The sequence below is a fragment of the Pseudomonas sp. RL_5y_Pfl2_73 genome (assembly GCF_963970515.1).
Lineage (GTDB): Bacteria > Pseudomonadota > Gammaproteobacteria > Pseudomonadales > Pseudomonadaceae > Aquipseudomonas.
On sequence record NZ_CAXAPD010000022.1, the window covers coordinates 1 to 24,201 of the forward strand.

The window sequence follows — 24,201 nt, forward strand, 5'->3', positions numbered from 1 at the left end:
CGCCCGATTGAAGCACTATCGGGCAGTGGCTTCTCGATTCGACAAGCTCAAACGAAATTATGAAAGCGTGCTAGCCATGGCATGCGCCTTCCTTTGGTTACCCATGTGAAACGGCAACAGCCCCTAGAGATATTTTTCAATGGCCGCTTAAATATCCCCCCGCGTCAGTACGCCGCGATGGTCGAGCAATTGTGCGAATCCGCTGTCGCGGTGGGTAAAGAAGTTATCGAAGCTGCAAAGAACGAGCCCGCTTGGCGAGATGTGGCTAAACACATGGTGCATGCGTGGAATGAGGGTATGGAAACGCTACGTAGCCCAAAATCAGCCCCGCATTTTCGGGGATTGGATACGGCTATTACCGAGGCAGGCTTCTCTGGTCCTCGAGCGCCCAAAAAAAATCGCGAACAGATCGGTCGCTCTGAGCTACTTGCACCACGTAAGCGCTAGGGGATAAAACTAGCAGGCAGCTGACTCTGCCCTGAAACGACGAGCGCCCAAATTATCCAACAACCTGTTGGATAATTGTCCAAGTCACACGTTACCCCTAACAGGTCGCAACCTCCGGCCTGAAACTACTGGAAGTCAGCCGCTTCAGCGCGATATCAAGCGCCTGATCATCGAACAGCTTGCTTTTACGAGCCGCAGCTCCCGCTCCGCCATCCCAATGCTTCAATGCCTCGCGCACGGCAGGAACAGTCGGGGAAATCCCATCCTGGCTCAGCAGCCAATCAACCGTCGCCAACAACTCCATGCCGAAAGGTGACTCAAAACCATCGATCAACTCGGCGGTACGCTCCAAGGCCTGGGTGTACTCCTTGGCCTCTGTTTGAAGATAGGTCTGCAAGAATGCTTTGCGCCCTTCGTCAAACCAGATCACGTCGCTAATACCCGCATGACTGATGCACTTGTCACAATGCAGATAGCTGCCATCCAGGTTATTGAGCAGATGCTCCACCGGTTGGCATACGGCCCGTACTTATGAGCAACAAACTGAAGATTCAGAGGGTTTTCGGTGTTTGGCAGCTTTTCGATGGCGCGCTCAAGGAACCAAGCCAGCTTCTGAATCTCAAGCAGGCTGCATTCCATACCCAGAACCCAGTAGCGACGGACCAGTTCGGCAATCAGTGCACGGGCAGGCGTGAGCTTCTCCACACCGTTACGCTTAGCAACGTTCAAGTACTGTTTGGACGGTTCGAACACCAGCACGTCGACATCCAGATCGCTCAAGACTTCAACAATCTGCTCACGAACCTCTGGCCACTTCAAACCACCGTTGCCAGCCCCTAGCGGTGCAACCGCCACGGACTTCACATCGTTTTCGATCAGGAAGCGACGTAGGTCGTGCAGACCTTCGGTTATCCACGCCATCTGCGAAGGAGAGCGCCAGTGACGTTTAGTCGGGAAGTTCACAATCCAGCGTGGCCCCTCCAGTTCGCTCAACCAAATTCTTGACTTGATTGGCGGTCAGTTTGCCCATTTTTTCGCCCCCTGTTCCCCCACTTGTTCCCCCACTTACGCGTGGAACGCCTCGGATCAAAACGGAAGTCACAGGAATAAAAATAGGCTGAAACCCTTGATCTAGCAAGGCTCTAGCGAATTTCAGTAGATGAGGGTGGCTTTCAAAAAGACATTAAAAAGCCGGCTTATGGCCGGCTTCTCGTTGACTGATTCAGCTCGTTTTTGACAAACCTTACCAGCCTTCAAAACGTACATCCGGCTCTTGCGGCCGGCTGTGGGACTTGGTCAGAAAGTGATCTGCCTTGTCGGTGCGAGGCGTGGGCTCGCAAATGTGGGGCGGAGGATACGCGGGTTTTCTTCGGAAGCCCAGTGGTAAGTGGTGTGGAATCATTGGGTTAGGGTAATTCAGGGGGAAAGCAGGGGGCTGCTGCGCAGCCCAGCGGGAGCAAGCTCCCTCGCCACAAAAGCTCCCTGCCACAAAGATCTCTGCCACAAAAGCTTGCTGTCACAAAGGCTCCTCAGCGCAAGGAGCTTTGCCTGTCTGCCCGTTCGGGTGGGTTAGTCGAATACCGGCGGTCTCTGTTTGTTGAGGGTTGACCACCAGAACACCCAGCCAATCACCCTGATGTGCTGCGCATCGATCTGTTCGGCGCTGAAGACCTCGTCGGGATACGCAGCGCTGTTGTGGCTGCGCAGGCGCAGGCGGTTGCCGGGGATTCTGTGGAGGTATTTGATTCGCAGCATCCCGTCATGCTCAAGCGCATAGATTTGGCCGTCGACAATTTGGGTCAGGCCGCGGTCGATGGCGAGGGTGGAGCCGTCGGCGATGCGTTCGGCCATGCTGTCGCCGACCATGGTGATGCAGATGGCGTCGCTGGGGTTTATTTCCAGGGATTCGAGGTGGCTGCGGGGCAGGCGGATGGTTTGGTCGGGGATTTCGGTGATGTGGGTTTTGGTTTCGCCTGGGGCGATGGGGACTTCCTTATAGAAAGGCAGTTCGATGTCCGTCGGTTCCACCACGCTGTAGACGCCTTGGATTTCAGCGGCGTCGTAGGTGGTGCCGGGGCCCAGGCCCAATGGGGTTTGCGGGCCTTCGCCGGTGGCGAGCCACTGCGGGCTGACGGTGAGCAGGCTGGCGATGCTGTAGATGCGCCCCGGTGGGATGCCACGGTTGAACCAGTTGTTCACGTGCTGGGATTTCACGCCGTATAACTTCGCGAAGTCGGCGGATCGAATATTGGCTTCTTTTAGAAGGGCTCTGAAGCGGTCGCCACTGGAAAGTATTTTCATAAACGAAAAGTTTAGAGACGAAGATGTTTTCGGCAATAAACATGTCGTTCAAATATATAAGACGATCTTTCCGTTTGCAGGATTTGAAAGGTGTGGGCTAAACGCCGTTAAACGGTGTTAATACAACTTCGTATTAGGAACCATTAAGACATAAAAAAACCCCGGGGCAAACCGGGGTTCTTTATCAAGTTTGTTTCAGCCTTTGTAGGCGGCAACCGACTTGGTGATCGCTTCGCGGGCGGCGTCTGCACCGGCCCAGCCTTCGATCTTGACCCACTTGCCTTTTTCGAGATCTTTGTAGTTCGCGAAGAAGTGCTCGATCTGCTGGATCAGCAGCGGTGGCAGGTCGGTGTATTCCTTCACGTCGACGTACAGTTGCGACAGTTTGTCGTGTGGCACGGCGATGACTTTGGCATCGCCGCCGCCGTCGTCGGTCATGTTCAGGATGCCGACTGGACGGGCGCGGATGACCGAGCCTGGGGCCACTGGGTAAGGGGTCACGACCAGCACGTCGAGGGGGTCGCCGTCGTCGGCCAGGGTGTTGGGGATGTAACCGTAGTTGGCCGGGTAGAACATGGGGGTGGCCATGAAACGGTCAACGAACAGGCAGTCGCTGTCTTTGTCGATTTCGTATTTGATCGGGGCGTGGTTGGCCGGGATTTCGATCGCGACGTAGATGTCGTTCGGCAGGTCTTTGCCAGCCGGAATCTTGCTGTAGCTCATTGGGCGGTGCCCCCGTTAGTTGACCAAATGACTGGTCGGATTGACCAAAAAGTGGCGGCGATTATAGGCATATTCGGCCGCTGTTGCCACGTTACCAGGGTCGTAGAGACCTTAGTATGACGCCTGATAGACCGGATCTTCGGCCTGAAGTTGCCGCAGCCGGGCCAACGGATCCTGGCGATAGAACGCTTTGAGCTGTTCATACACCCGTGGATAGGCCTGGTGCAGCAGGTCTGGGGCGCTGAAGAAGTATTCGCTGGTGACGGCAAAGAACTCCGCCGGGTTTTCGGCGGCGTAGGGGTCGATGACGGTTTTGGCGTCGGGGTTGTGGTCGAGTTGGCGGTCGAGGTCGTCGAAGGCTTGTTGCATGGCGTCGGCCCAGTCGCTGACGCGCATGTTGGCGTGCAAGGGTGGCAGGCCGTTGGCGTCGCCGTTGAGCATGTCGAGTTTGTGCGCCAGTTCGTGGATCACCAGGTTGTAGCCGTCCCAGCCGCCGCTGGCCATCACGCCGTCCCAGGCCAGGATGATCGGGCCTTGGGGCCAGGCTTCGCCGCTGTGTTCGCCGTCCCATTCGTGCTCGATGCCGCTGGCGTCGCGGTAGCGCTGGTGGCTGAGGAAGTCGTCGGGGTAGAGGACGATTTCGTGGAAGCCCTGGTACCAGTTCAGTTCGCCCAGGTGCATCAGCGGCAATTGGGCCTGGGCGGCGAGCAGCAGGCGTTGTTCCTGGTGCAGTTCGACGCCGGGCAGGGTGGTGAGGTGTTTGTCGTGCAGGAACAGTACGCAGGCTTCCCGCAGCCATTGGTCCTCGGCGGCGCCGATGCCGTCGAGGAAGCTCAATTGTTGGCGCACCCGCTGCCAGGTGTCCTCGGTCACGGGGTGTTTGGCGAGGGTGCGTTGGCGGCGCCAGTTGCTCAGGGACCACATGGGCGATCAGCGCGGATGGGTTTTCGAGGTGCGCTGGCTCAGTTTGCTGCGCACCAGGCCGATGATCATCGGCAGCAGCGACAGCAGGATGATGCCGACGACCAGCAGCGACAGGTTCTGCTTGATGAACGGCACGTTACCGAAGAAGTAGCCGAGGGTCACCAGGCCGCCGACCCATAGGATGGTGCCGAGGACGCTGAAGCCGAAGAAGCGTGGGTAAGGCATTTTGCCGACGCCGGCGACGAAGGGTGCGAAGGTGCGGATGATTGGCAGGAAGCGCGCCAGGGTTACGGTTTTGCCGCCGTGTTTGTCGTAGAAGTCGTGGGTTTGCTGCAGGTAGTCGCGGCGGAAAATTTTCGAGTTGGGGTTGCTGAACAGTTTTTCGCCAGCGGTGCGGCCGATCAGGTAGTTGGTGCTGTCGCCGAGGATGGCCGCGAGCATCAGCAGGCCGCCCAGCAGGACTGGGTCCATGGCGCCACCGGCGGCGACGGCGCCGGCGATGAACAGCAGCGAGTCGCCCGGCAGGAAGGGTGTGACCACCAGGCCGGTTTCACAGAAGATCACCAGGAACAGGATGGCGTAGATCCAGGTCCCGTAGTTGGTCACCAGCATGTCGAGGTAGACGTCGAGATGCAGAATGAGGTCGAGGGGGTTGAAATCCATGCATAGCACCTGTGGTGGCGGCCCGGCTTGGCAGGCGGGTGGGACTGGCTTTGAGTATGACTACAGAGTGTGTAGCTTTTTCTTACAAGCCGGGAAGAGCGGCATTATACGGCGAGGATTGTGAAGCGCGTGTTGAGTTTGTAGCGGGGGATTTCGGTGGTTTTGTGGGCAGTGGCGCACTTTGTGGGGGCGGGCTTGTTCGCGAAGATGGCGGCACATTCAAATATTGATACAGCTGGACTACCGCTATCGCGAGCAGGCTCGCTCCCACAGGGGGTTGTGGTGAACATTGGTTTTTGTGCGCGCCTCAAAACTAGTGTGGGAGCGGGCTTGCTCGCGAAGATGGCGGCACATTCAGCATTGATGCAACTGGGCTACCGCTTTCGCGAGCAAGCTTTGCTCCCACAGGTCTGATGGGTGTATGAGCGGGAGAATCAGGCTGGCTGTTAGGCCGCCTTCGCGAGCAAGCCCGCTCCCACAATGGGAACGGGGTACGACTGGGAGAGCCAGGCCGGCTGTCAGGCTGCCTCGTGGAGGACGTTGATCTCGGGCGCCCCATTAACCACGCTGGCCGAACGCAGGCATTGCGCAGTGGGCACCTCGGCATGGATGCCGAGGTAGCCGCGCTGGGCCATGGATGGCCCTTCGCGGCGGGCCCACGGAGCAATGCCTTCGTTCAGGCATGCCGAGCCTAGGCGAGGTGCCAAGTGGTGGGGCAAAAGCGCTTTGGTTACTTTCGACTGGGCCGGCTTCCGGGCTTTTCGAAAGTGACCCGCCGTCAGGGCGGAACCCTAAGCAGCCGTTACCGCAGCAACGGATATGTCCCCGGCCTTCAACACTGCTCTGAGCGATTCAGATCCCTTCGCTGATCGGCAACACGTAGTTCTTGAACTCGGTGTCTTCCTTGAAACCAATCGATTCGTAGGTCTTCTGCGCCACGTCGTTGTTGCTGCTGGTGGAGACGCGCATGCGGACGGCGTTGGTTTCCTTGGCCATTTTTTTCGCGGTGCGGATCAGGTTGTCGGCCACCAGTTGGCGGCGGGCGTCTTCGGCGACGTAGATGTCATTGAGGATCCACACGCGCTTGAGCGACAGCGACGAGAAGCTCGGGTAGAGCTGGCAGAAGCCCAGCAATTTGCTGTCGTCGTCATCGGGCAAGGCTAGGTAGATCACCGATTCCTTGCGGCGCAGGCGTTTTTCGAGGAAGGCTCGGGACGAATCCGGGTAGGGCAGTGAGCCGTAGAATTCCCGGTACTTGACGAACAATGGGGTCAGCAGGTCCAGGTGTTCCAGGGTTGCTTGGATAATCCGCATGGTAGGTCTCGTCTGCAAGGGTCGACAGATATTCTGACAACAACGTCGCGCTGCCGTGCTTTTGATGCTGCCTGAAAGCGGATCAAAAACGCAATCGGATAAACGGATCAGTTTCGGGGCGGCGCCAGTAGGAAATTACCTTTCATATCGGCAGCGTTTTCCGACTCTAGTGTGTTTACTTGGGCTTCGTCCTTCAGATTGACCCCCGAAAGCTGTCGGCGACAGGCCTCGCGCATCAGGTAGATCAAGCGATGGGCGGCCATGCCGTAGCCCAGGCCTTCGAGGCGGACATTGGAGATGCAGTTGCGATAGGCATCGGTCAGGCCGACCTTGGGGGCGTAGGTGAAATACAGCCCCAGGCTGTCGGGGGAGCTGAGGCCGGGGCGTTCGCCGATCAGTATCACCGACATTTTTGCGCCGAGCCGCTGCGCCACTTCATCGGCCACCGCCACACGGCCTTGTTCCACCAGGATTACAGGTGACACTGACCAGCCTTCGGCGGCGATCTGTTCTTCCAGCCGCGCCAGGAACGGCAAGGTATGGCGATGCACCGCCAGCGCCGACAGGCCGTCAGCCACGACGATGACCAAGTCCACACCGCCAGGGTGTGCCGTGGCGTAGTCCTGCAATTGTTGCGCGGAGGCGTCGTCGAGCCGTCGGCCCAGGTCCGGACGCTGTAGGTAACTGTGTCGGTCGGTCGCCGCGCTGTGGAGTAGTAGGCTCTCGCGGCCGCGTTCAGTTAGTTGCGCGCGAATGCCCTCGTGATCGAACGCCAGGTGTACGGCGTCGCGGGCCTGGGCGTGGGCGAACTGGAAATCCAGTTGCGCCGAGGTGGGCAGGCTGGTGCCGGTACGGCCCAGGGCGATGCGCGCCGGGGTCAGGTTGCGCAGACTCAGCCAAGGGTTTTGTGGGTCGACAGGTTTTTTGTCCATGGGCAGTTCTCTCATCCCAAATGCGCGAGGGCGTGACGGAACGCCGGTGGCAGGTTGTCGCCAAATCGCACCCGGCCATCGGCCTGGGTGAAGATGCCCATGTTCGCCAGCCACGTTTCGAATTCCGGGGCGGGCTTGAGGCCCAGGGTCTGGCGGGCGTAGAGGGCGTCATGGAACGAGGTGGTCTGGTAGTTGAGCATGATGTCGTCGGAGCCGGGGATGCCCATGATGAAGTTGATCCCGGCCACGCCCAGCAGGGTCAGCAGGGTGTCCATGTCGTCCTGGTCGGCTTCGGCGTGGTTGGTGTAGCAGATGTCGCAGCCCATCGGCACGCCCAGCAACTTGCCGCAGAAGTGATCTTCGAGGCCGGCGCGGATGATCTGTTTGCCGTTGTACAGGTACTCGGGGCCGATGAAGCCTACAACCGTGTTGACCAAAAACGGGTTGAAATGCCGTGCCACGGCGTAGGCCCGGGTCTCGCAGGTCTGTTGATCGACGCCGTGGTGGGCGTTGGCTGACAGCGCGCTGCCCTGGCCGGTTTCGAAATACATCAGGTTGTTGCCGAGAGTGCCGCGATTCAGGCTCAGCCCGGCGTCATAGCCTTCTTTCAATACGTTCAGGTTGATGCCGAAACTGGCGTTGGCCGCTTCGGTACCGGCGATGGACTGGAACACCAGGTCCAGGGGCACGCCGCGGTTCGCCGCTTCAATCGAGGTGGTGACGTGGGTCAGCACACAGCCTTGGGTGGGGATGTCGTAACGCTGGATGATGGCGTCGAGCATTTCCAGCATGGCGCAGATCGACGCTGTACTGTCGGTGGCCGGATTGATGCCAATCATGGCGTCACCGTTGCCGAAGAGCAGGCCGTCGAGGATGCTCGCGGCGATTCCGGCCGGTTCGTCGGTGGGGTGGTTGGGTTGCAGGCGGGTGGACAGGCGTCCGCGCAGGCCGAGGGTGCCGCGGAACTTGGTCACCACGCGGATTTTTTGCGCCACCAGCACCAAATCCTGCACGCGCATGATCTTTGACACAGCGGCGACCATTTCCGGCGTCAGGCCGGGGGCCAGTGCCCGCAGGCTCTGTTCATCGGCGGCGTCGCTGAGCAGCCAATCGCGAAAACCGCCGACCGTGAGGTGGCTGACCGTGGCGAAGGCTTGTTTATCGTGAGTGTCGACGATCAGCCGGGTAACTTCGTCGACCTCGTAAGGAATCAACATTTCTTGCAGGAAATGGCTGAGGGGCAGGTCGGCCAAGGCCATCTGCGCGGCTACCCGCTCACCATCGTTGAGCGCCGCGAGCTCGGCCAGAAAATCTCCGGAGCGCGCCGGGCTGGCCTTGGCCATCAGGTCTTTGAGGCTGTCGAAGCGATAGGTCTGGGCGCCGACCGTGTGTGCAAAACTGGCCATACAGGTTCTCCGTGACGGCGCCGCTGGGCGGCGCCGTGGTTTTCGGCGTTTTACAACTTAGTGCAAGGCTTCTTCAGCATTCTGAATGGCCGCGAATTCCTCTTCGGGCGTGCCTGCTACCAAGTGATGCCGGCTGTAGAACGCAAAGTAAGCAATTAACACTCCATAGATGATCGCCGCGCCGATGACCACCCGCGGGTCCACCAGAAAGCCCGCCACCACGGCGATGCACGCCAGCACCAGGGCCACGCCCGAGGTGAAGATGCCGCCTGGGGTACGGTATGGCCGGTCCATTTTGGGGCGACGGATGCGCAGGGTGATGTGCGCGGCCATCATCAGCACGTAGGAGATGGTGGCACCGAACACCGCCACCAGAATCAGCAGGTCGCCCTGGCCGGTCAAGGACAGGCCAAAACCGATGATGCCGGGGATGATCAGTGCCAATACCGGTGCTTTGCTTTTATTGGTTTCGGAGAGCTTGCGTGGCAGGTAGCCGGCGCGAGACAGCGCAAATATCTGCCGCGAGTAGGCGTAGATGATCGAGAAGAAGCTGGCGATCAAACCGGCCAGGCCGACGAGGTTGACGAAGTTGCCCATCCAGGTCGAGCCACCGTAGGCCTTGGCCAGGGCTTCCACCAGCGGGTTGCCCGAGGCCATCAGCGCGTTCGAGCCCGCGCCGCCCGGGCCGATCACCAGAATCAGCAGGGCAAACGCCACCAGCACCAGCATGGCGCCGATCAGGCCGCGCGGCAGGTCGCGCTTGGGGTTCTTGGTTTCTTCAGCTGCCAGCGGTACGCCTTCCACGGCCAGGAAAAACCAGATGGCATATGGAATGGCTGCCCACACGCCGACATAGCCGAAAGGCAGGAATGGGCTGGCGCCCGTGGCCGCGCTGACCGGGATGTCCAGCAGGTTGGTAACGTCGAAGTGCGGCACCATCGCCACCAGAAACACGCCCAGTGCCAGGGCGGCGACGGCGGTGATGATGAACATCAGTTTGAGGGCTTCCCCCACGCCGAATATGTGAATGGCGATGAAGATAATGTAGAACGCCAGGTAGATCATCCAGCCGCCAATGCCAAATAGCGATTGGCAATACGCGCCGATGAACACCGCAATCGCCGCTGGGGCAATGGCGTACTCGATCAGGATCGCCGTGCCGGTGAGAAACCCGCCCCAGGGCCCGAATGCGCTACGGGCAAAGCCATAGCCGCCGCCGGCGGTAGGGATCATCGAGGACAGCTCGGCCAGGGAGAAACACATGCACAGGTACATCGCGGCCATCAGCAGCGTGGCGAGGAACATCCCGCCCCAGCCACCTTGGGCCAGGCCGAAGTTCCAGCCGGCGTAGTCCCCGGAAATGACATACGCCACCCCCAGGCCCACCAGCAGGACCCAGCCCGCCGCGCCTTTTTTCAGTTCGCGTTGTTGGAAATATTCGGAGCCGACTTTTTCGAAGTCGACCGAGGACGTTGCCGGTTGCGGATTTGCTTGATCGCTTGGCATAAGGGTTTACCTGTTTTTATTGTTTTTTGGCCCTGTGAAAGCGGGCTTGCTCATGAAGCGGTGATTCAGTTGTGGCTTTGCTGGATGTACTGCCGCCATCGCGAGCAGGCTCGCGGATCTGTTTCAACCCTGGAAACGAGTTATCCACAAATCCCTGTGGGAGCGAGCTTGCTCCGGGCGGCGATCCGACGATAGCTATCTAAAGGGCGAAGCAGAACCACCTGCCTCGCCCTAAGGGCTTAGAAGAACCCCAACGGATTGATGTCGTAGCTCACCAGCAGGTTTTTGGTCTGCTGGTAGTGGTCGAGCATCATCTTGTGCGTCTCACGACCCACGCCGGACTTCTTGTAGCCACCGAACGCGGCGTGCGCCGGGTACAGGTGGTAGCAGTTGGTCCAGACGCGACCGGCCTTGATCGCCCGGCCCATGCGGTAGGCGCGGTTGATGTCGCGGGTCCAGAGACCGGCGCCGAGGCCGAACTCGGTGTCGTTGGCGATCGCCAGGGCTTCGGCTTCGTCCTTGAAGGTGGTGATGCTCACCACTGGGCCGAAGATTTCTTCCTGGAACACGCGCATTTTGTTGGTGCCCTTGAGCAGGGTCGGCTGGATGTAATACCCGGTCGCCAGGTTGCCCTCGAGTTTTTCCACCTTGCCGCCGGTCAGCAGCTCGGCGCCTTCGCCCTTGGCGATTTCCAGGTACGAAAGAATCTTGTCAAATTGCTGCTCGGACGCTTGGGCGCCGACCATGGTGTCGGTGTCCAGCGGGTCGCCGCGTTTGATCTGCAGGACTTTCTTCATCACCACTTGCATGAATTCGTCGTAGATCGATTCCTGCACCAGGGCGCGGGATGGGCAGGTGCAGACTTCGCCCTGGTTGAAGAACGCCAGCACCAGGCCTTCGGCGGCCTTTTCAATGAAGCTCGGCTCGGCTTGCATGATGTCTTCGAAGAAGATGTTCGGCGACTTGCCACCCAGCTCTACGGTAGACGGGATGATGTTCTCGGCGGCGCACTTCATGATGTGCGAGCCCACCGGGGTGGAACCGGTGAAGGCGATCTTGGCGATGCGCTTGCTGGTGGCGAGGGCTTCACCGGCTTCTTTACCGAAACCTTGCACCACGTTCAGCACGCCGGGCGGCAGCAGGTCGCCGATCAGCTCCATGAGCACGCAGATGCCCAGTGGGGTTTGCTCGGCCGGCTTGAGCACCACGCAGTTACCGGCGGCCAGGGCCGGGGCGAGTTTCCAGGCGGCCATCAGCAGCGGGAAGTTCCACGGGATGATCTGCCCGACCACGCCCAATGGTTCATGGATGTGGTAGGCCACGGTGTTGCCGTCGATCTCGGCGGCGCTGCCTTCCTGGGCCCGCAGGCAACCGGCGAAGTAGCGGAAGTGGTCGGCGGCCAGGGGGATGTCGGCGTTGAGGGTTTCGCGCACAGCCTTGCCGTTGTCCCAGGATTCGGTGATCGCCAGCACTTCGAGGTTGGCTTCGATGCGGTCGGCGATTTTCAGCAGGACCAGCGAACGGGCCTGGGCCGACGTGGCACCCCAGGCATCAGCGGCAGCGTGGGCGGCGTCCAGGGCTTTTTCGATGTCTTCGGCCGTGGAGCGCGGGAATTCGGCAATGGGCTGGCCATTGACCGGGGACGTGTTGGTGAAGTACTGACCTTTGACAGGCGCGACGAACTCGCCGCCGATGTAGTTACCGTATTTGCTCTTGAACGAAACGATAGCGCCTTCAGTACCGGGGTGAGCGTAACGCATGATGAGTTCTCCTTGGCTTTTGTGCTTATACGGGAGGCCGCGCAAAATTGAGCGCTGGTATTTAAGCCTAGAGCAAAGGTCGGGCCATTGCCTTGCAGGGCCCGTAAATCAAGACTTTAGGAGGAGTTGGTCGGACAAACGGAGGGGCTGTGTCGCGGTTGCGATACGTGGGGTGTGACAGTTTGTGCCAGATACGAGACAGTCTGTGACCGGCAGGTCGCGCCAGTATTGCAAAGACGGTTGGGCTGGAGGATGCTGGGCCTTGATGCGAGGCAGGCCGGGTAGGCGCTGTGTAGGAGCTGTGTAGGAGCTGTCGAGTGCAACGAGGCTGCGATCTTTCCCCAGCCAATTGAATCCCAAGCGAAAGATCAAAATCAAAAGATCGCAGCCTTCGGCAGCTCCTACAGTATGGCCGCAACCTGCGGGGAGAATAATAAGAAAATGCACAGCAACCATTTGAGTCGCCATGCCCAACAAGTCCTGACGGTCACCCAGGGCAAGGCCCATTTGCAGGGGCCCGGCAGCGATCCGTCGATTGCCCGTTCCTGGCTGCGCTGCCTTGAGGACTATCACCTCGACCCGGCCCAGAACCTGGCGCCGACGGTGCTCGAACATGGTCGGGTGCTGGAAAGCCGCGAGCGCTTGCAGCAGGTGCTGCAGATCGCCGGCAATGAAATGACCAGCCTGCATCAGCAACTCTCCGGTGCCGGCCACGCGGTGTTGCTGACCGACGCCCGGGGCGTGATCCTCAACTGCGTCACCGCCCCCAGCGAACGGAAGATATTCGAGCGGGCCGGCCTCTGGCTCGGCGCCGATTGGAGCGAAGCCTGCGAAGGCACCAACGGTATTGGCACCTGTTTGGTGGAGCGCCAGGCCCTGACCATCCACCAGGAAGAACATTTTCGCGGTCGCCACACCGGCCTGACCTGCTCGGCCAGCCCGGTCTTCGACCCTCAGGGCGAACTCCTGGCGGTGCTCGACGTGTCTTCGGCCCGGCCAGACGTGTCGCGCCAGAGCCAGTTCCACACCATGGCCCTGGTCAATCTCTCGGCGAAGATGATCGAGAGCTGCTATTTCCTCCGTTGCTTTGACAATCAATGGCTGCTGCGTTTTCACTTGCAGGCCGAGTCCGTGGGGCTGTTCAGCGAAGGGTTGCTGGCGTTCGACGGCGAAGGGCGGATCAGCGCGGTCAACCAGAGCGCGCTGAACCTCTTGGGGCATATTCGCGGCAGATTGCTGGGCCAGCGGGTGGCAGACTTTTTCGACTGTTCACTGGATGAATTGCTGGGCCGGGCCAGCGCCCAGGCCAGTGCCAGTTGGCCGCTGCGCACCCGTGACGGTCGGCATTTGTTCGCCGTCCTGCGCGGGCAGCCCCGCAGTGTGCCGGTACCGGTTGCGCCAGCGCTCAAGGTTATCGAGCCGGCTCGCCTGCCGGGCATCTGCCTGGGGGACGTGGCGTTGCAGGAGCATTTTCGCAAGGCGCTGCGGGTGTTCGAGCGCGATGTGCCGCTACTGATCCAGGGCGAAACCGGCTCCGGCAAAGAAGCCTTCGCCAAGGCCGTGCACCACGCCAGCCAGCGCGCCGGGAAACACTTCGTCGCCCTCAACTGCGCGGCCATCCCGGAAAGCCTGATCGAGAGCGAGTTGTTCGGTTATCGCGGCGGCAGCTTCACCGGCGCGCGCAAGGAAGGCATGCGCGGCAAGCTGCAACAGGCTGACGGTGGCACGCTGTTCCTCGATGAAATCGGCGACATGCCCCTGGCCTTGCAGACCCGTTTGCTGCGGGTGCTGGAAGATCGCCAAGTGGTGCCTATCGGCGGTGAGCCCGAGGCGGTGAACGTGCGCATCATCAGCGCCACCCACCGGCAGCTGCTCGACCGGGTGCGCGACGGCAGTTTTCGTGAGGACTTGTACTACCGCCTCAACGGTCTGGAAATCCCGCTGCCGGCGTTGCGCGAGCGCAGTGATAAGTCGCAGTTGCTGGATTTCCTGTTGGCTGAAGAGAGCGGGGCCGAGACGGTGTCCATCGAGGAACCGGCGCGCCAGGCGTTGCTTGGGTTCGACTGGCCGGGCAACGTGCGGCAACTGCGCAATGTGCTACGCACCCTTGCTGCGCTGTGCGACGGTGGGCGCATCGGTCTTGAAGATTTGCCAGTCATGATCCACCAGCACCCGGTTGTGGTGGTAGAGGCGATGGCCGAGCGGCCGCTGGAGGATGCCGAGCGCCTGGCGCTGCTCGATGCACTGGAGCGCCAGCGCTGGCACATGACCCACACCGCCGAACAACTGGGGATCAGCCGCAATACCCTCTACCGCAAGCTGCGTAAACACGCGATTACCCGCTGATCGCGAAGGCGGCACTTTAAACATCAATGCAACTGATCCACCGCTATCGCGGGCAAGCCTTGCTCCCACAGAAGGCCGTCTGTGTAGCGGGGGCTCAAACACAAGGTGCGATTTCCCCCTCCCTACGCTAACCTGCGGCCATGTTTACGAGGTCGACTATGCACATCCATATTCTCGGTATTTGCGGCACTTTCATGGGCTCGATGGCGGTCTTGGCCAAGGAGCTGGGCCATCACGTGACCGGTTCCGACGCCAACGTCTACCCGCCAATGAGCACTCAATTGGAGGCTCAGGGCATCGAGCTGACCCAAGGCTACGATCCGGCGCAACTGGACCCGGCGCCGGACCTAGTGGTCATCGGCAACGCCATGTCCCGTGGCAACCCGGCGGTGGAGTATGTGCTCAACAAAGGCCTGCCGTACGTGTCCGGGCCGCAGTGGCTGGCCGATCACGTGTTGCAGGGCCGTTGGGTCCTGGCTGTGGCCGGTACCCACGGCAAGACCACCACCAGCAGCATGCTCGCCTGGGTGCTGGAACACGCGGGCATGAGCCCGGGCTTTTTGATCGGTGGTGTGCCGCAGAATTTCTCGGTGTCGGCGCGCCTGGGGGGCACGCCGTTCTTCGTGATCGAGGCTGACGAATACGACAGCGCGTTTTTCGACAAACGCTCGAAATTCGTCCACTACCGTCCCCGCACCGCGATCCTCAACAACCTTGAGTTCGATCATGCGGATATTTTCCCTGATCTGCCGGCCATCGAGCGGCAATTCCATCATTTAGTGCGCATCATCCCCAGCGAGGGCCTGGTGATTCACCCGACCACCGAGCCGGCCTTGCAGCGCGTGATCGAGATGGGGTGCTGGACCCCGGTGCAAACCACTGGTGCGGGTGGGCAGTGGCAGGTGAAGTTGCTCAAGGATGACGGCTCGCAATTCGAAGTCATGTTCGAAGGCCAGTCCCAAGGTGTGGTCGAGTGGGACATGACCGGCCAGCACAACGTTGCCAACGCCCTGGCGACCCTGGCGGCGGCCCGGCATGTCGGCGTGGTGCCGTCCATGGGCATTGCCGCGTTGAGCGCGTTCAAGAGCGTGAAACGGCGGATGGAGAAAGTCGCCGAAGTGAACGGCATCACCATTTATGACGATTTCGCCCACCACCCGACCGCCATCGCCACCACCCTCGACGGTTTGCGCAAGCGTATCGGCGAGGCGCCGCTGATTGCGATCATCGAGCCGCGTTCCAACTCCATGAAGCTCGGCGCGCACCGTGATGGCCTGCCGGAAAGCGTGGTCGATGCCGACCAGGTGATCTGGTACGCACCGGCCAACCTCGGCTGGGACCTGGGCGCCACTGCGGCGCTGTGCACAGTGCCGTCGATTGTCAGCGATTCCCTGGAAGGCATCATCGAACGCGTGAAGAGCCAGGCCCAGCCCGGCACTCACGTGGTGATCATGAGCAACGGCGGTTTCGGCGGCCTGCACGGCAAACTGGCCGAGGCGCTGAAATGAACACGCGTTTGGAGAGCAATGGCCCCGAACGCATCACGCTGGCGATGACGGGGGCGTCCGGCGCCCAGTACGGCTTGCGCCTGCTCGATTGCCTGGTGCGCGAAGACCGTGAGGTGCACTTCCTCATCTCCAAGGCCGCGCAACTGGTGATAGCCACCGAAACCGACGTGACCCTGCCGGCCAAGACCCAGATGATGCAGGCCTTCCTCACCGAGTACACCGGTGCGGCGGCGGGGCAGATTCGTGTGTATGGCAAGGAAGACTGGATGTCGCCAGTGGCCTCGGGCTCCGGCGCGCCGGCCGCCATGGTGGTGGTGCCGTGTTCCACCGGGACGCTGTCGGCGATTGCCACGGGGGCCTGCAACAACCTGATCGAGCGGGCCGCGGACGTAGCGCTCAAGGAGCGCCGCCAGTTGATCCTGGTGCCGCGGGAAGCGCCGTATTCGAGCATTCACCTGGAGCACATGCTCAAGCTGTCGAACATGGGCGTGACCATCCTGCCGGCCTCACCGGGTTTCTATCACCAGCCGCAGACCATTGATGACCTGATCGATTTTGTGGTCGCCCGGATCCTCAATCTGCTGAACATTCCCCAGGACATGTTGCCGCGTTGGGGCGAGCATTATTTGAGCTGTGATGGATAAGCTGCTGATCGTGCTGCTGGCGTTGCATTTGACCGGCTGCGCCACCGCCCGCACCCTCGACGCCGCCAAGCCCGGCGCGCCGGTGGTGTACGCCGGGACGCGCCTGGATCTGTACGCCTTCAACGGTGGCTGCTGCGCCAAGGACCGCTTTGGTGCCGAGGCGCCGAGCTACCCGGGCTTCGATCTGCCGGGCAGTGCGCTGCTCGATACCTTGTTGTTGCCGTTGTCGTTGTTCACCGCTATAGGGGTGGGGTTCCAGGCTACGGGTGGGTTGTAGCGAACACCATAGAGCCGGTGACGAGGGCGTGCGCGTATGAATTGCGTAGGCGCTGTGTAGGAGCTGTCGAGTGCAACGAGGCTGCGATCTTTCCCCAGCCACTTGAGTCCCAAGCGAAAGATCAAAAGATCGCAGCCTTCGGCAGCTCCTGCACGGCGCCCGTCCTGGCGTAGCGGAATCATTTGCCGAGCTTGCGCAACTCATCCGACTCCACGACTCGTACCCCATCCTGTTCTTCCAGTGCCAAACGCCACATGGCGCGGGCCAGTTGGCAGGCTTCGATGCCGTGGTACTTGCCTGGGATCAGTTTCGACAAGGGGCCGGCCAGTTGCTCGGCCAGGCGCGGTTCGACGCGGTCGCCCAGCAACAGGGAAGGCCGGCAAATGGTCAGTTGCGGCCAGCCTTGGGCCTTGAGTGCCGCCTCCATTTCACCTTTGACCCGGTTGTAGAAAATCGATGACTTGGCGTCGGCCCCCAACGCACTGATCACCACAAGGTGCCGTGCGCCCAGTTCCCGGGCACGCTTGGCAAATGCCACGACCAGGTCCAGGTCTATCGCGCGGAAGGCCGCTTCAGAGCCGGCTTTCTTGATGGTCGTGCCGAGGCAGCAAAAGGCGATGTCGATCTGGCCGCCGAGTTGGGGCAATACCTGCGCCGGTTCCCCGACCGGGTTTTCCAGGCGTGTGTGCTCGGCCAGCGGCCGGCGCGTGGGGGCCAGGACCCGGGTGATGGTCGGCTCATTGAGCAGCCGGTCCAGTAGGTGTTCCCCGGTCAGCCCGGTAGCTCCGGCAAGCAAAACATGCTGAGGCGTCAAGTACATAGTGTTTCCCCCTTGATACGGTTCAGCTTAGTTGCTCTTTGTGGCCTCGTCGTTCAAAGCAGCACTTTGCAATGCTTTACGTGCCTGCTGTTTGCGCAGCAGTTGCCAGTGGGAAAGGACCGTTCTGGGCGCCCACATCTGCGGTTCGGACGCTTCGAAATTGTCGGCCTGTTCGCGCTCGGCGACGATGGCCTTGGCGCGCTTGAAGGCTTGCTCCAGGTTGTCGGTCTGGTTCAGTGCCTGGGCGAACAGCGCATCGCCGAAGTAGGTGAAGTTGGCTTCCTCGGAGCAGCCAAAGGATACCCGGTCGGCCCGTGAAGCAGTCATGATCAGGGTGCGTTCATCCTTGAGTGCCGGGATGAAACCGCCGGAATAACAGGCCGAGATCACCACGATCTTGTCGCGTTTTTTCAGCGGCGCCAGCACTACGGCCAATTCATCGGCGGGCAGGTCGGGCAGTTCCATGCGCGGCTGATCGAGCACCAGCTCATGCTCGCTGGTGCCGTGGCTGGTCAGGTAGATGAAAATCAGGTCTTCCGGGCCACTGCGCTCGGCCAGGGTGGCGGCGGCGCGGCGCAGGCTTTCGCGGCTGGCCATGGGGCGGTCGCCGAGGTGATCGCGGTGGTTGACCAGGCGGATCTGCCCGAACGCGCCGAAACGGCTGGCGAGCATGTTGGCGACATAGTCGGACTCGCGCAGGAACACGCTTTGCTTACCATCGCCGCCCAAGGTCAGGCTGTACAGCTCAACCGCTGGGGTCGAGGCCGGGATGTTGGCCAGGGCATCCTCCAGCAGGCGGCCTTGGGCCAGCACGCCGAGTTCGAGTGCATCCGGCAGCAGCCGGCCGTCAGCGTTGCGCACCCGTTGGCCGTTGGCCCAGGTGCCGCTTTGCACGGTGCCATCGGTCAGCACCAGGGTGCCGCGTCCGTGGTAGCTGTCGCTTTCGAACTGGCCGACGTAAAAACTGCCGTCGGGCAGGTTCAGGCGGCCCTCGCCGGTAAAGCGCCAATCATTGAATTGACCGAGATAGTGACTGCCGTCGGCGCCGATCAGTTCGCCCTTGCCGGTCAGTGCGCCGTCCTTGAATTGGCCGATCCAGACGTCGCCGTCGGCATTTTCGTAGCGACCGCGACCGTTGAGCTGGTTGTTCTTGAAGCCGCCGATGTAGACGTCGCCATCGGCACTGTTGAAGGTGCCCTTGCCCTGCAGTTGCCCGTCGACAAAATGCCCGGTGAACTGGTTGCCACTGGCGTCGAAGCGCTGGCCTTCACCGTTGGGCTTGCCGTTGACGAATGGGCCCTGGTATTGGCTGCCGTCGTCGAGTTCCAGGCGTCCGAAACCGGAATAGCGGTCGGCCTTGAACTCGCCCCGGTAGCTCATGCCGTTTTCCTTGAGCGTCCCTTCACCGTCCCGCCGCCCCAGCTTGAAGCCGCCGGTGTAGCTGCTGCTCGGTGTGGTCAGGCTGCCCTGGCCGTGGAACAGGCCCTGCTGGAACTGGCCACGATAGACCTCGCCATTGCTGCCATGCCATTGCCCGGTGCCGTGCCACTGGCCTTTGTCGAACTGCCCGGCGTACCAACTGCCATTGGGGTAATCGATGCGCCCCTGGCCTTGCAGAAGCCCGTCCACCAGGTCGCCGCGGTAGCGGCCGCCGTCGGGCAGGCGCGCGTCGGGAGGCAGCGGCGATTCGCCGTCGCCACAGGCTGTGAGCAGCAGGGTCAGGGTCAGTGGGACGAATAAGCGCATAACGGGTTCCAGGTCATCAGGCCACGAGTATGCCGCAGCTAGACATAGAGAAGCGATGCGAAACTGCCTGGACGGTTTCGCATTTGTGCCTTCTTACACGAAGCAGAGCGACAGCGGCTCGGCGATGTAGGCCGGTTTTTCCGAACCTTCGATTTCCAGCGTGGCGGTGGCCTTGAGCAGCCATTGGCCGGGTTTTTTCTCGGTGACTTCCACCAGGTCGACCTTGAGCCGGACCTTGGAATCGACCTTCACCGGTTGGATAAAGCGCACGCTGTCCAGCCCGTAGTTGACGACCATCTTCACGCCCTCGGGCAGGATCAGGATGTCTTCCATCAGCTTGGGCATCAGCGACAGCGACAAGAAACCGTGGGCGATGGTGCCGCCAAACGGGGTCTGCGCGGCCTTGACCGGATCGACGTGGATGAACTGAAAGTCGCCAGTGGCTTCGGCGAACAGGTTGATGCGCGCCTGATCGATGGTGAGCCATTCGGAACGTCCAAGTTCCTTGCCGACATAATCTTTGAGCGCTGCAACGGGGACGTAGGGCATTGAGACTCTCCTTGGGTTCATCTGTTTTACTTTTTCTGGAACGGGGATCGGCATCCCCGGAGAACCACTGTAGATCAACATGGCGCTTAAGGAAGGTCACCGAACATGCTTTTTACGAATGCCGACCCATAGCGCAGGCGTGTTTAAATGTGTCGCCTGATTACTCCCTGTAGGCGCTGTCCGAAGGCTGCGATCTTTTGGTCTTTCGCTCCAGGATTCAATTGGCTGGGGGAAGATCGCAGCCTCGTTGCACTCGGCAGCTCCTACGCAGCTACAGGGGTGGGGTTTATGGATGTTTGTAAGGGGAGAGAGCGGATGTTGCTACGGGGCCTGACCTGGTTGGTGCTGTTTCAATTGCTGGGCACTGCGATCAATCATTTGTTCTTGCCGGTGCTGCCGGGGCCAATCATTGGCTTGCTGCTGTTGCTGGGCTATCTGGTCATGCGCGGCGAAGTCAGCGAGCCGCTGAGTCTGGCCGCCGGCAGCCTGCTGCGTTATCTGCCATTGCTGCTGGTGCCGCCCGCAGTGGGGGTGATGGTCTATGCCCAGGCGATTGCCGCCGACTTCTGGGCCATCGTCGGCGCGTTGACGTTGTCGCTGGTACTGTCGGTGGCGTTGACGGGAGTGCTGATGCAGCGCCTGGCCCGGCGTCACGTCGCCGCCCCGGAGGACGGCCAATGATGCTCGACTGGCAGGGCGCCTGGACCTCGGTGATCCATCATCCGCTGTTCGGTATCGGCATTACCTTGGGCGCCTATCAACTGGTGCTGGCGGCGTTCGAAAAGACTCGCTGGGTGTTCTTGCAACCGGTGTTGATGTCGATGGTGCTGTTGATCGGCGTGCTGGTCGGTTGCGGCATCGACTATGCCGAATACCGCAAGAGCACCGAGATCCTCAGCATCCTGCTGGGCCCGGCCACGGTCGCCCTGGCGGTGCCGTTGTATTTGAACTTGCGACGGATCCGGCAGTTGTTCTGGCCGATTTTTACTACGCTGGTGATAGCTGGGGTGTTTGCCACGGGCTCTGCGGTGGTATTGGGCTGGGCGTTTGGCGCCGAGCACATGATTTTGATGACCATGGCGCCCAAGTCCGTGACCTCGCCGATCGCCATGCTGGTGGCCGAGCAGATCGGCGGCGTCGCGGCGATGGCGGCGGTGTTCGTGTTGATCACCGGAGTGCTCGGGGCGATCCTCGGTCCGAGCATTTTGACGAAACTGGGTGTCCATAGCCCAGAAGCCCGGGGCATGGCCCTGGGGCTGGCGGCTCACGCGGTGGGCACGTCGGTGGCGTTGCAGGAAAGCGAGGAGGCAGGCGCTTTTGCGGCGCTGGCAATGAGTCTGATGGGCGTGGCCACGGCGGTGTTGCTGCCGTTGGTGGTGTCGATGACGGTTTAAGGAACTGGTTATGAGCTTGCCGCTTTTCCCGTTGAACACCGTGCTATTCCCCGGTTGCATCCTCGACTTGCAGATTTTCGAGGCGCGTTACCTCGATATGATCGGGCGCTGCATGAAACAGGGCGAAGGTTTCGGTGTGGTGTGCATCCTCGATGGCGAGGAAGTCGGCATCGCACCTGAAGGCTACGCGCGGGTCGGTTGTGAGGCGCGCATCACCGATTTCTCCCAGCAGGACAACGGTCTGCTGGGCATTCGCGTGCAGGGTGGGCGGCGCTTTATCGTCCATGGCAGCAGTGTCCAGGCGGATCAACTGACCGTCGCCGAGGTCGAGTGGCTGGAAGAAGAGCCGGAGCAACCGCTGCAGGATGAAGACGCCGACCTGATGGCGCTGCTCAAGGCCCTGGCCGAGCACCCGATGGTCGAGGCGCTGAACATGGGCACCGAAGCGAGCGGCCAGCAATCGCTGGGCAATCAACTGGCCTACCTGTTGCCGTTCAATGAGCTGGACAAGATCGACCTGCTGCAACTCGACGACCCGCAACAGCGCCTGGATGCGATCCAGGCCTTGCTCGATGAGTTGCAGGGCGAACTCTTCGCCTGACGCGCCGATATGGGTAGATCAATGCGGACCTCTGTGGGAGCGAGCAGGCTCGCTCCCACAGGTGGGGTGCAGCGTCTTGGCGTCAATAGGCATACCGCAACATCGCATGCGGCAAGTGCCGCAGGGCGAAGAAGCTGAACGCCGCCACCAGCGCCGGCAGGATCAGCCACCAGATTTTCGGCGGCATGGCCGGCAACGGGGCCTGGCGTTGGCTCAACCACAGGACGGCGGCGCAGACACAGGCGGCGAGCATCGCCCCGGCGACGATGTCGCTCGGCCAATGCGCCCCCAGGTAGACCCGCGACAGGGCAATGGCCAGCGCCGGCAGGCAGCCCAGCAGCAGCCAAGTCAGGCGCAGGCGCGACGGTTGACCGCGGCCGGCCAAGACGGTCAGGGCCAGGAACAGCGCGAACGCCCCGGAGGCATGGCCGCTGGGCATGCTGTAGCTGGTCAACGGGTCGGTGAGGATTTCCGGGCGCACGCGGGCAAAGAAGTGTTTGCTGCCGGTATTGGCCAGCGCGGTGAGCAGCATCGTGCCACCGGCAAAGATTGCCTGGCGCCATTGGCGCGCCAGCAATAGCAACCCGGTCAGCAGGGCGCTGAAAATCAGCATGTTGCGGAACTCGCCCATGAGCGTAAACGTCACGGCGATCTCATCCAGCGTCGGGCTGCGATGCTCCTGGACCAGGGCCATCAAGCCCTGGTCGAACGCCGTCAGGTAACGAAAGCCGTTGAACAGGCCGATCAGGATCACCAGGCCAAGGCCTGCGATCAGCGCCGTGGCATGGCGATGACGACGCAAGCTGCTGTTGACGCTCAGCCCGATCATCACCGCGATGCTGCCGATGACCACGCCGGCCTGAGGCCAGAAACCTTCGGGCAGCGGCAGGCGAAACGCCGCTCCGGTGGCCCAGCCCGGCAACAGGTACGCCACGGTCCAGCCCGCCGCGGCCAGTACGCTGACGACGGCGAAGCGTGGGAATGGCATGTCGCACATCCCGGCCACCATCGGCAACATGGGCCGTAACGGGCCGATAAAACGGCCCACCAGCAGGCTGGCGATGCCGTAGCGCTGGAAATAACTTTCCGCTGCGCCCATCCATTCCGGGTGATGCCGCAGCCCCGGCAGGCGCCGGATGTTCTGGTGGAAATGCCGGCCGAGGAAGTACGACACCAGGTCCCCGAGCAGCCCGCCAAGCAGGCCCAGCAGCAACGTCTCGCCCAAGGACAACGCGCCGCTGCCGGCCAGCACGGCGATGGCAAACAACAGCACGGTACCTGGCACGATCAAGCCGGCGATGGCCAGGCACTCCACGCAGGCGACGATGAACACCGCCACCGCCAGCCATTGCGGGTTGACGGTCAGCCAGCCGGTGATGCTATCGAGCCATGGGCCCATAAATACAACTCCATTGAAAATTGATTGGCATGCAGTTTTTACTGTGTGAGCGAGCCTGCTGTGAACGAAAACTCAAGATCACTGAAGATTAAAGCTGTGGGAGATGCGGTATTTCATCAGGGCAACAAAAAGTAATCACGGCCTTCGACCTGTCCGCGCCGCAACGGGTTGCGGGTACACCACGGGGCGTAGGCGGCGTCGACAAAACGGTAGGGCAGGTGCTCGTCCCGTCCCCGGGGAATGCCCAGGCGGGTGGTCTGGATTGCATTGACCGTCGGCACGCCGACATCTTCCACCAGCAAGCGCTCGGCGTCGAAGCGTTTAGCGTCCCAGTCCGGCACCTTCAGCCCCAGGGCTTTACACAGCAGAGTCTGGCCGGCGCAGAGTTTCTGCGGTGTGCGCGGCCGGCCTTGGGCGTCGGGGTTGTTGAGCAGCATCTGCGCCAGGCTCGCCGGCCCGCAAAGGGCATCAACCCACGGGTATGCCGATTTGATCAACACTGCATTGCCGGGGCCCTGGGCGCTGAAGTTCAACGAATCGCCGCCCCGGGCGTAGTACATATAGATGTGGCCGCCGTCCAGAAACAAAGCCTTACGCTTCTCTGTGTAGCCCAGCGAGGCGTGGCTGCCTTTTTCGGTGAAGTAATACGCCTCGGTCTCGATGATCCGCGCGCTGAGCCAGAGGTTACCGACCTTGTGACGGATGACCTTGCCCAGCAGGTCTTTGGCGAGCACCTGGGCGTCGCGATCGAAAAAGGCGTAGGGCAAGGCGTTGGGCGATGGCAAATCGGTCATGGCGATAAACGAAGTGAGGCCAAAGGAGGCGCGATGATAGCAATGGAAAGCTTAATCAGCGCTGAACACGCGCTTCAACCGGCTGTTTAGGGCTGTTTTGCTCCTCCGCCGGTCACCACTGTGAGTCCATGCTGTTAGTCGAGGGTT

Annotated in this window: 22 protein-coding genes and 2 pseudogenes; 8 read left to right on the forward strand and 16 right to left on the reverse strand. The window is 61.2% G+C overall.

Annotation, left to right across the window (positions count from 1 at the left end):
• Positions 1-109: pseudogene (locus AACY42_RS20115) on the forward strand (IS5/IS1182 family transposase); the annotation flags it as partial.
• A 435-nt stretch (positions 110-544) separates the two neighbouring features.
• Here AACY42_RS20115 and darG read toward each other — a convergent pair.
• From darG to exaC, 11 genes and pseudogenes are all read right to left on the reverse strand, one after another.
• Positions 545-1,440, reverse strand: a pseudogene (darG, locus tag AACY42_RS20120) (type II toxin-antitoxin system antitoxin DNA ADP-ribosyl glycohydrolase DarG); the annotation flags it as partial.
• 576 nt (positions 1,441-2,016) lie between these two features.
• Positions 2,017-2,748, reverse strand: a complete 732-nt coding sequence (locus AACY42_RS20125; protein WP_339481854.1) for a LexA family transcriptional regulator — start codon at positions 2,746-2,748, stop codon at positions 2,017-2,019.
• 195 nt (positions 2,749-2,943) lie between these two features.
• Positions 2,944-3,471: an inorganic diphosphatase gene (gene ppa / locus AACY42_RS20130; protein WP_003205933.1), complete on the reverse strand. Its 528-nt coding sequence runs from the start codon at positions 3,469-3,471 to the stop codon at positions 2,944-2,946.
• A 111-nt stretch (positions 3,472-3,582) separates the two neighbouring features.
• Positions 3,583-4,395: a M90 family metallopeptidase gene (locus AACY42_RS20135; protein ID WP_339481855.1), complete on the reverse strand. Its 813-nt coding sequence runs from the start codon at positions 4,393-4,395 to the stop codon at positions 3,583-3,585.
• A gap of 6 nt (positions 4,396-4,401) precedes the next feature.
• The gene (locus AACY42_RS20140; protein ID WP_339481856.1) at positions 4,402-5,058 is read right to left on the reverse strand and encodes a DedA family protein; all 657 of its coding nucleotides are present in this window, start codon (positions 5,056-5,058) and stop codon (positions 4,402-4,404) included.
• Between the two features lie 518 nt (positions 5,059-5,576).
• On the reverse strand, positions 5,577-5,765 hold the full coding sequence (locus AACY42_RS20145; protein ID WP_339481972.1) for a nucleoid-structuring protein H-NS: 189 nt from the start codon (positions 5,763-5,765) through the stop codon (positions 5,577-5,579).
• A gap of 145 nt (positions 5,766-5,910) precedes the next feature.
• Entirely contained in the window at positions 5,911-6,372 is a 462-nt protein-coding gene (locus AACY42_RS20150; protein WP_013694280.1) for a GNAT family N-acetyltransferase, read from the reverse strand.
• Between the two features lie 107 nt (positions 6,373-6,479).
• Positions 6,480-7,304, reverse strand: coding sequence for an ethanolamine ammonia-lyase subunit EutC (gene eutC / locus AACY42_RS20155; RefSeq protein WP_339481859.1), 825 nt, complete (start codon positions 7,302-7,304; stop codon positions 6,480-6,482).
• Between the two features lie 11 nt (positions 7,305-7,315).
• The gene (locus tag AACY42_RS20160) at positions 7,316-8,710 is read right to left on the reverse strand and encodes an ethanolamine ammonia-lyase subunit EutB (RefSeq protein ID WP_339481860.1); all 1,395 of its coding nucleotides are present in this window, start codon (positions 8,708-8,710) and stop codon (positions 7,316-7,318) included.
• A gap of 57 nt (positions 8,711-8,767) precedes the next feature.
• The gene (eat, locus tag AACY42_RS20165; RefSeq protein ID WP_339481861.1) at positions 8,768-10,216 is read right to left on the reverse strand and encodes an ethanolamine permease; all 1,449 of its coding nucleotides are present in this window, start codon (positions 10,214-10,216) and stop codon (positions 8,768-8,770) included.
• A 239-nt stretch (positions 10,217-10,455) separates the two neighbouring features.
• Entirely contained in the window at positions 10,456-11,976 is a 1,521-nt protein-coding gene (gene exaC, locus AACY42_RS20170; RefSeq protein WP_339481862.1) for an acetaldehyde dehydrogenase ExaC, read from the reverse strand.
• Positions 11,977-12,417: 441 nt separating this feature from the next.
• On the opposite strand from exaC, the gene AACY42_RS20175 reads away from it, so the two are divergent.
• From AACY42_RS20175 to AACY42_RS20190, 4 genes are all read left to right on the forward strand, one after another.
• The gene (locus tag AACY42_RS20175; protein ID WP_339481864.1) at positions 12,418-14,322 is read left to right on the forward strand and encodes a sigma-54-dependent Fis family transcriptional regulator; all 1,905 of its coding nucleotides are present in this window, start codon (positions 12,418-12,420) and stop codon (positions 14,320-14,322) included.
• A gap of 158 nt (positions 14,323-14,480) precedes the next feature.
• A complete protein-coding gene (mpl, locus tag AACY42_RS20180; protein ID WP_339481865.1) occupies positions 14,481-15,830 on the forward strand; it encodes a UDP-N-acetylmuramate:L-alanyl-gamma-D-glutamyl-meso-diaminopimelate ligase in 1,350 nt (449 codons plus the stop codon).
• Complete coding sequence (gene ubiX, locus AACY42_RS20185) at positions 15,827-16,474, forward strand: flavin prenyltransferase UbiX (RefSeq protein WP_339481867.1); 648 nt, start codon at positions 15,827-15,829, stop codon at positions 16,472-16,474. The genes mpl and ubiX overlap by 4 nt, the downstream gene beginning before the upstream one ends.
• Positions 16,467-16,751: a YceK/YidQ family lipoprotein gene (locus tag AACY42_RS20190; RefSeq protein ID WP_339481869.1), complete on the forward strand. Its 285-nt coding sequence runs from the start codon at positions 16,467-16,469 to the stop codon at positions 16,749-16,751. The genes ubiX and AACY42_RS20190 overlap by 8 nt, the downstream gene beginning before the upstream one ends.
• Before the next feature lie 178 nt (positions 16,752-16,929).
• Here the strand turns inward: AACY42_RS20190 and AACY42_RS20195 are convergent, their stop codons facing one another.
• The 3 genes from AACY42_RS20195 to AACY42_RS20205 all read right to left on the reverse strand — a co-directional run bounded on the left by AACY42_RS20195 (position 16,930) and on the right by AACY42_RS20205 (position 19,866).
• Entirely contained in the window at positions 16,930-17,571 is a 642-nt protein-coding gene (locus AACY42_RS20195; RefSeq protein WP_339481870.1) for an oxidoreductase, read from the reverse strand.
• Between the two features lie 27 nt (positions 17,572-17,598).
• Entirely contained in the window at positions 17,599-19,317 is a 1,719-nt protein-coding gene (locus AACY42_RS20200) for a C13 family peptidase (protein ID WP_339481871.1), read from the reverse strand.
• Between the two features lie 93 nt (positions 19,318-19,410).
• The gene (locus AACY42_RS20205; RefSeq protein ID WP_339481872.1) at positions 19,411-19,866 is read right to left on the reverse strand and encodes a MaoC family dehydratase; all 456 of its coding nucleotides are present in this window, start codon (positions 19,864-19,866) and stop codon (positions 19,411-19,413) included.
• 315 nt (positions 19,867-20,181) lie between these two features.
• On the opposite strand from AACY42_RS20205, the gene AACY42_RS20210 reads away from it, so the two are divergent.
• Genes AACY42_RS20210 through AACY42_RS20220 form a run of 3 tightly spaced genes read left to right on the forward strand, consistent with a single transcriptional unit; the run spans position 20,182 to position 21,861 of the window.
• Complete coding sequence (locus tag AACY42_RS20210; protein ID WP_339481873.1) at positions 20,182-20,547, forward strand: CidA/LrgA family protein; 366 nt, start codon at positions 20,182-20,184, stop codon at positions 20,545-20,547.
• A complete protein-coding gene (locus AACY42_RS20215; RefSeq protein WP_339481874.1) occupies positions 20,544-21,260 on the forward strand; it encodes an LrgB family protein in 717 nt (238 codons plus the stop codon). Before AACY42_RS20210 ends, AACY42_RS20215 begins: the two co-directional genes overlap by 4 nt.
• A 10-nt stretch (positions 21,261-21,270) precedes the next feature.
• On the forward strand, positions 21,271-21,861 hold the full coding sequence (locus AACY42_RS20220; protein ID WP_339481875.1) for an LON peptidase substrate-binding domain-containing protein: 591 nt from the start codon (positions 21,271-21,273) through the stop codon (positions 21,859-21,861).
• Between the two features lie 82 nt (positions 21,862-21,943).
• Here AACY42_RS20220 and AACY42_RS20225 read toward each other — a convergent pair whose 3' ends face one another.
• Complete coding sequence (locus AACY42_RS20225; protein WP_339481876.1) at positions 21,944-23,260, reverse strand: bifunctional DedA family/phosphatase PAP2 family protein; 1,317 nt, start codon at positions 23,258-23,260, stop codon at positions 21,944-21,946.
• Between the two features lie 116 nt (positions 23,261-23,376).
• Positions 23,377-24,054 (reverse strand): DNA-3-methyladenine glycosylase, encoded by a 678-nt coding sequence (locus tag AACY42_RS20230; protein ID WP_339481878.1) that lies wholly within the window; start codon positions 24,052-24,054, stop codon positions 23,377-23,379.
• Positions 24,055-24,201: the final 147 nt, after the last annotated feature.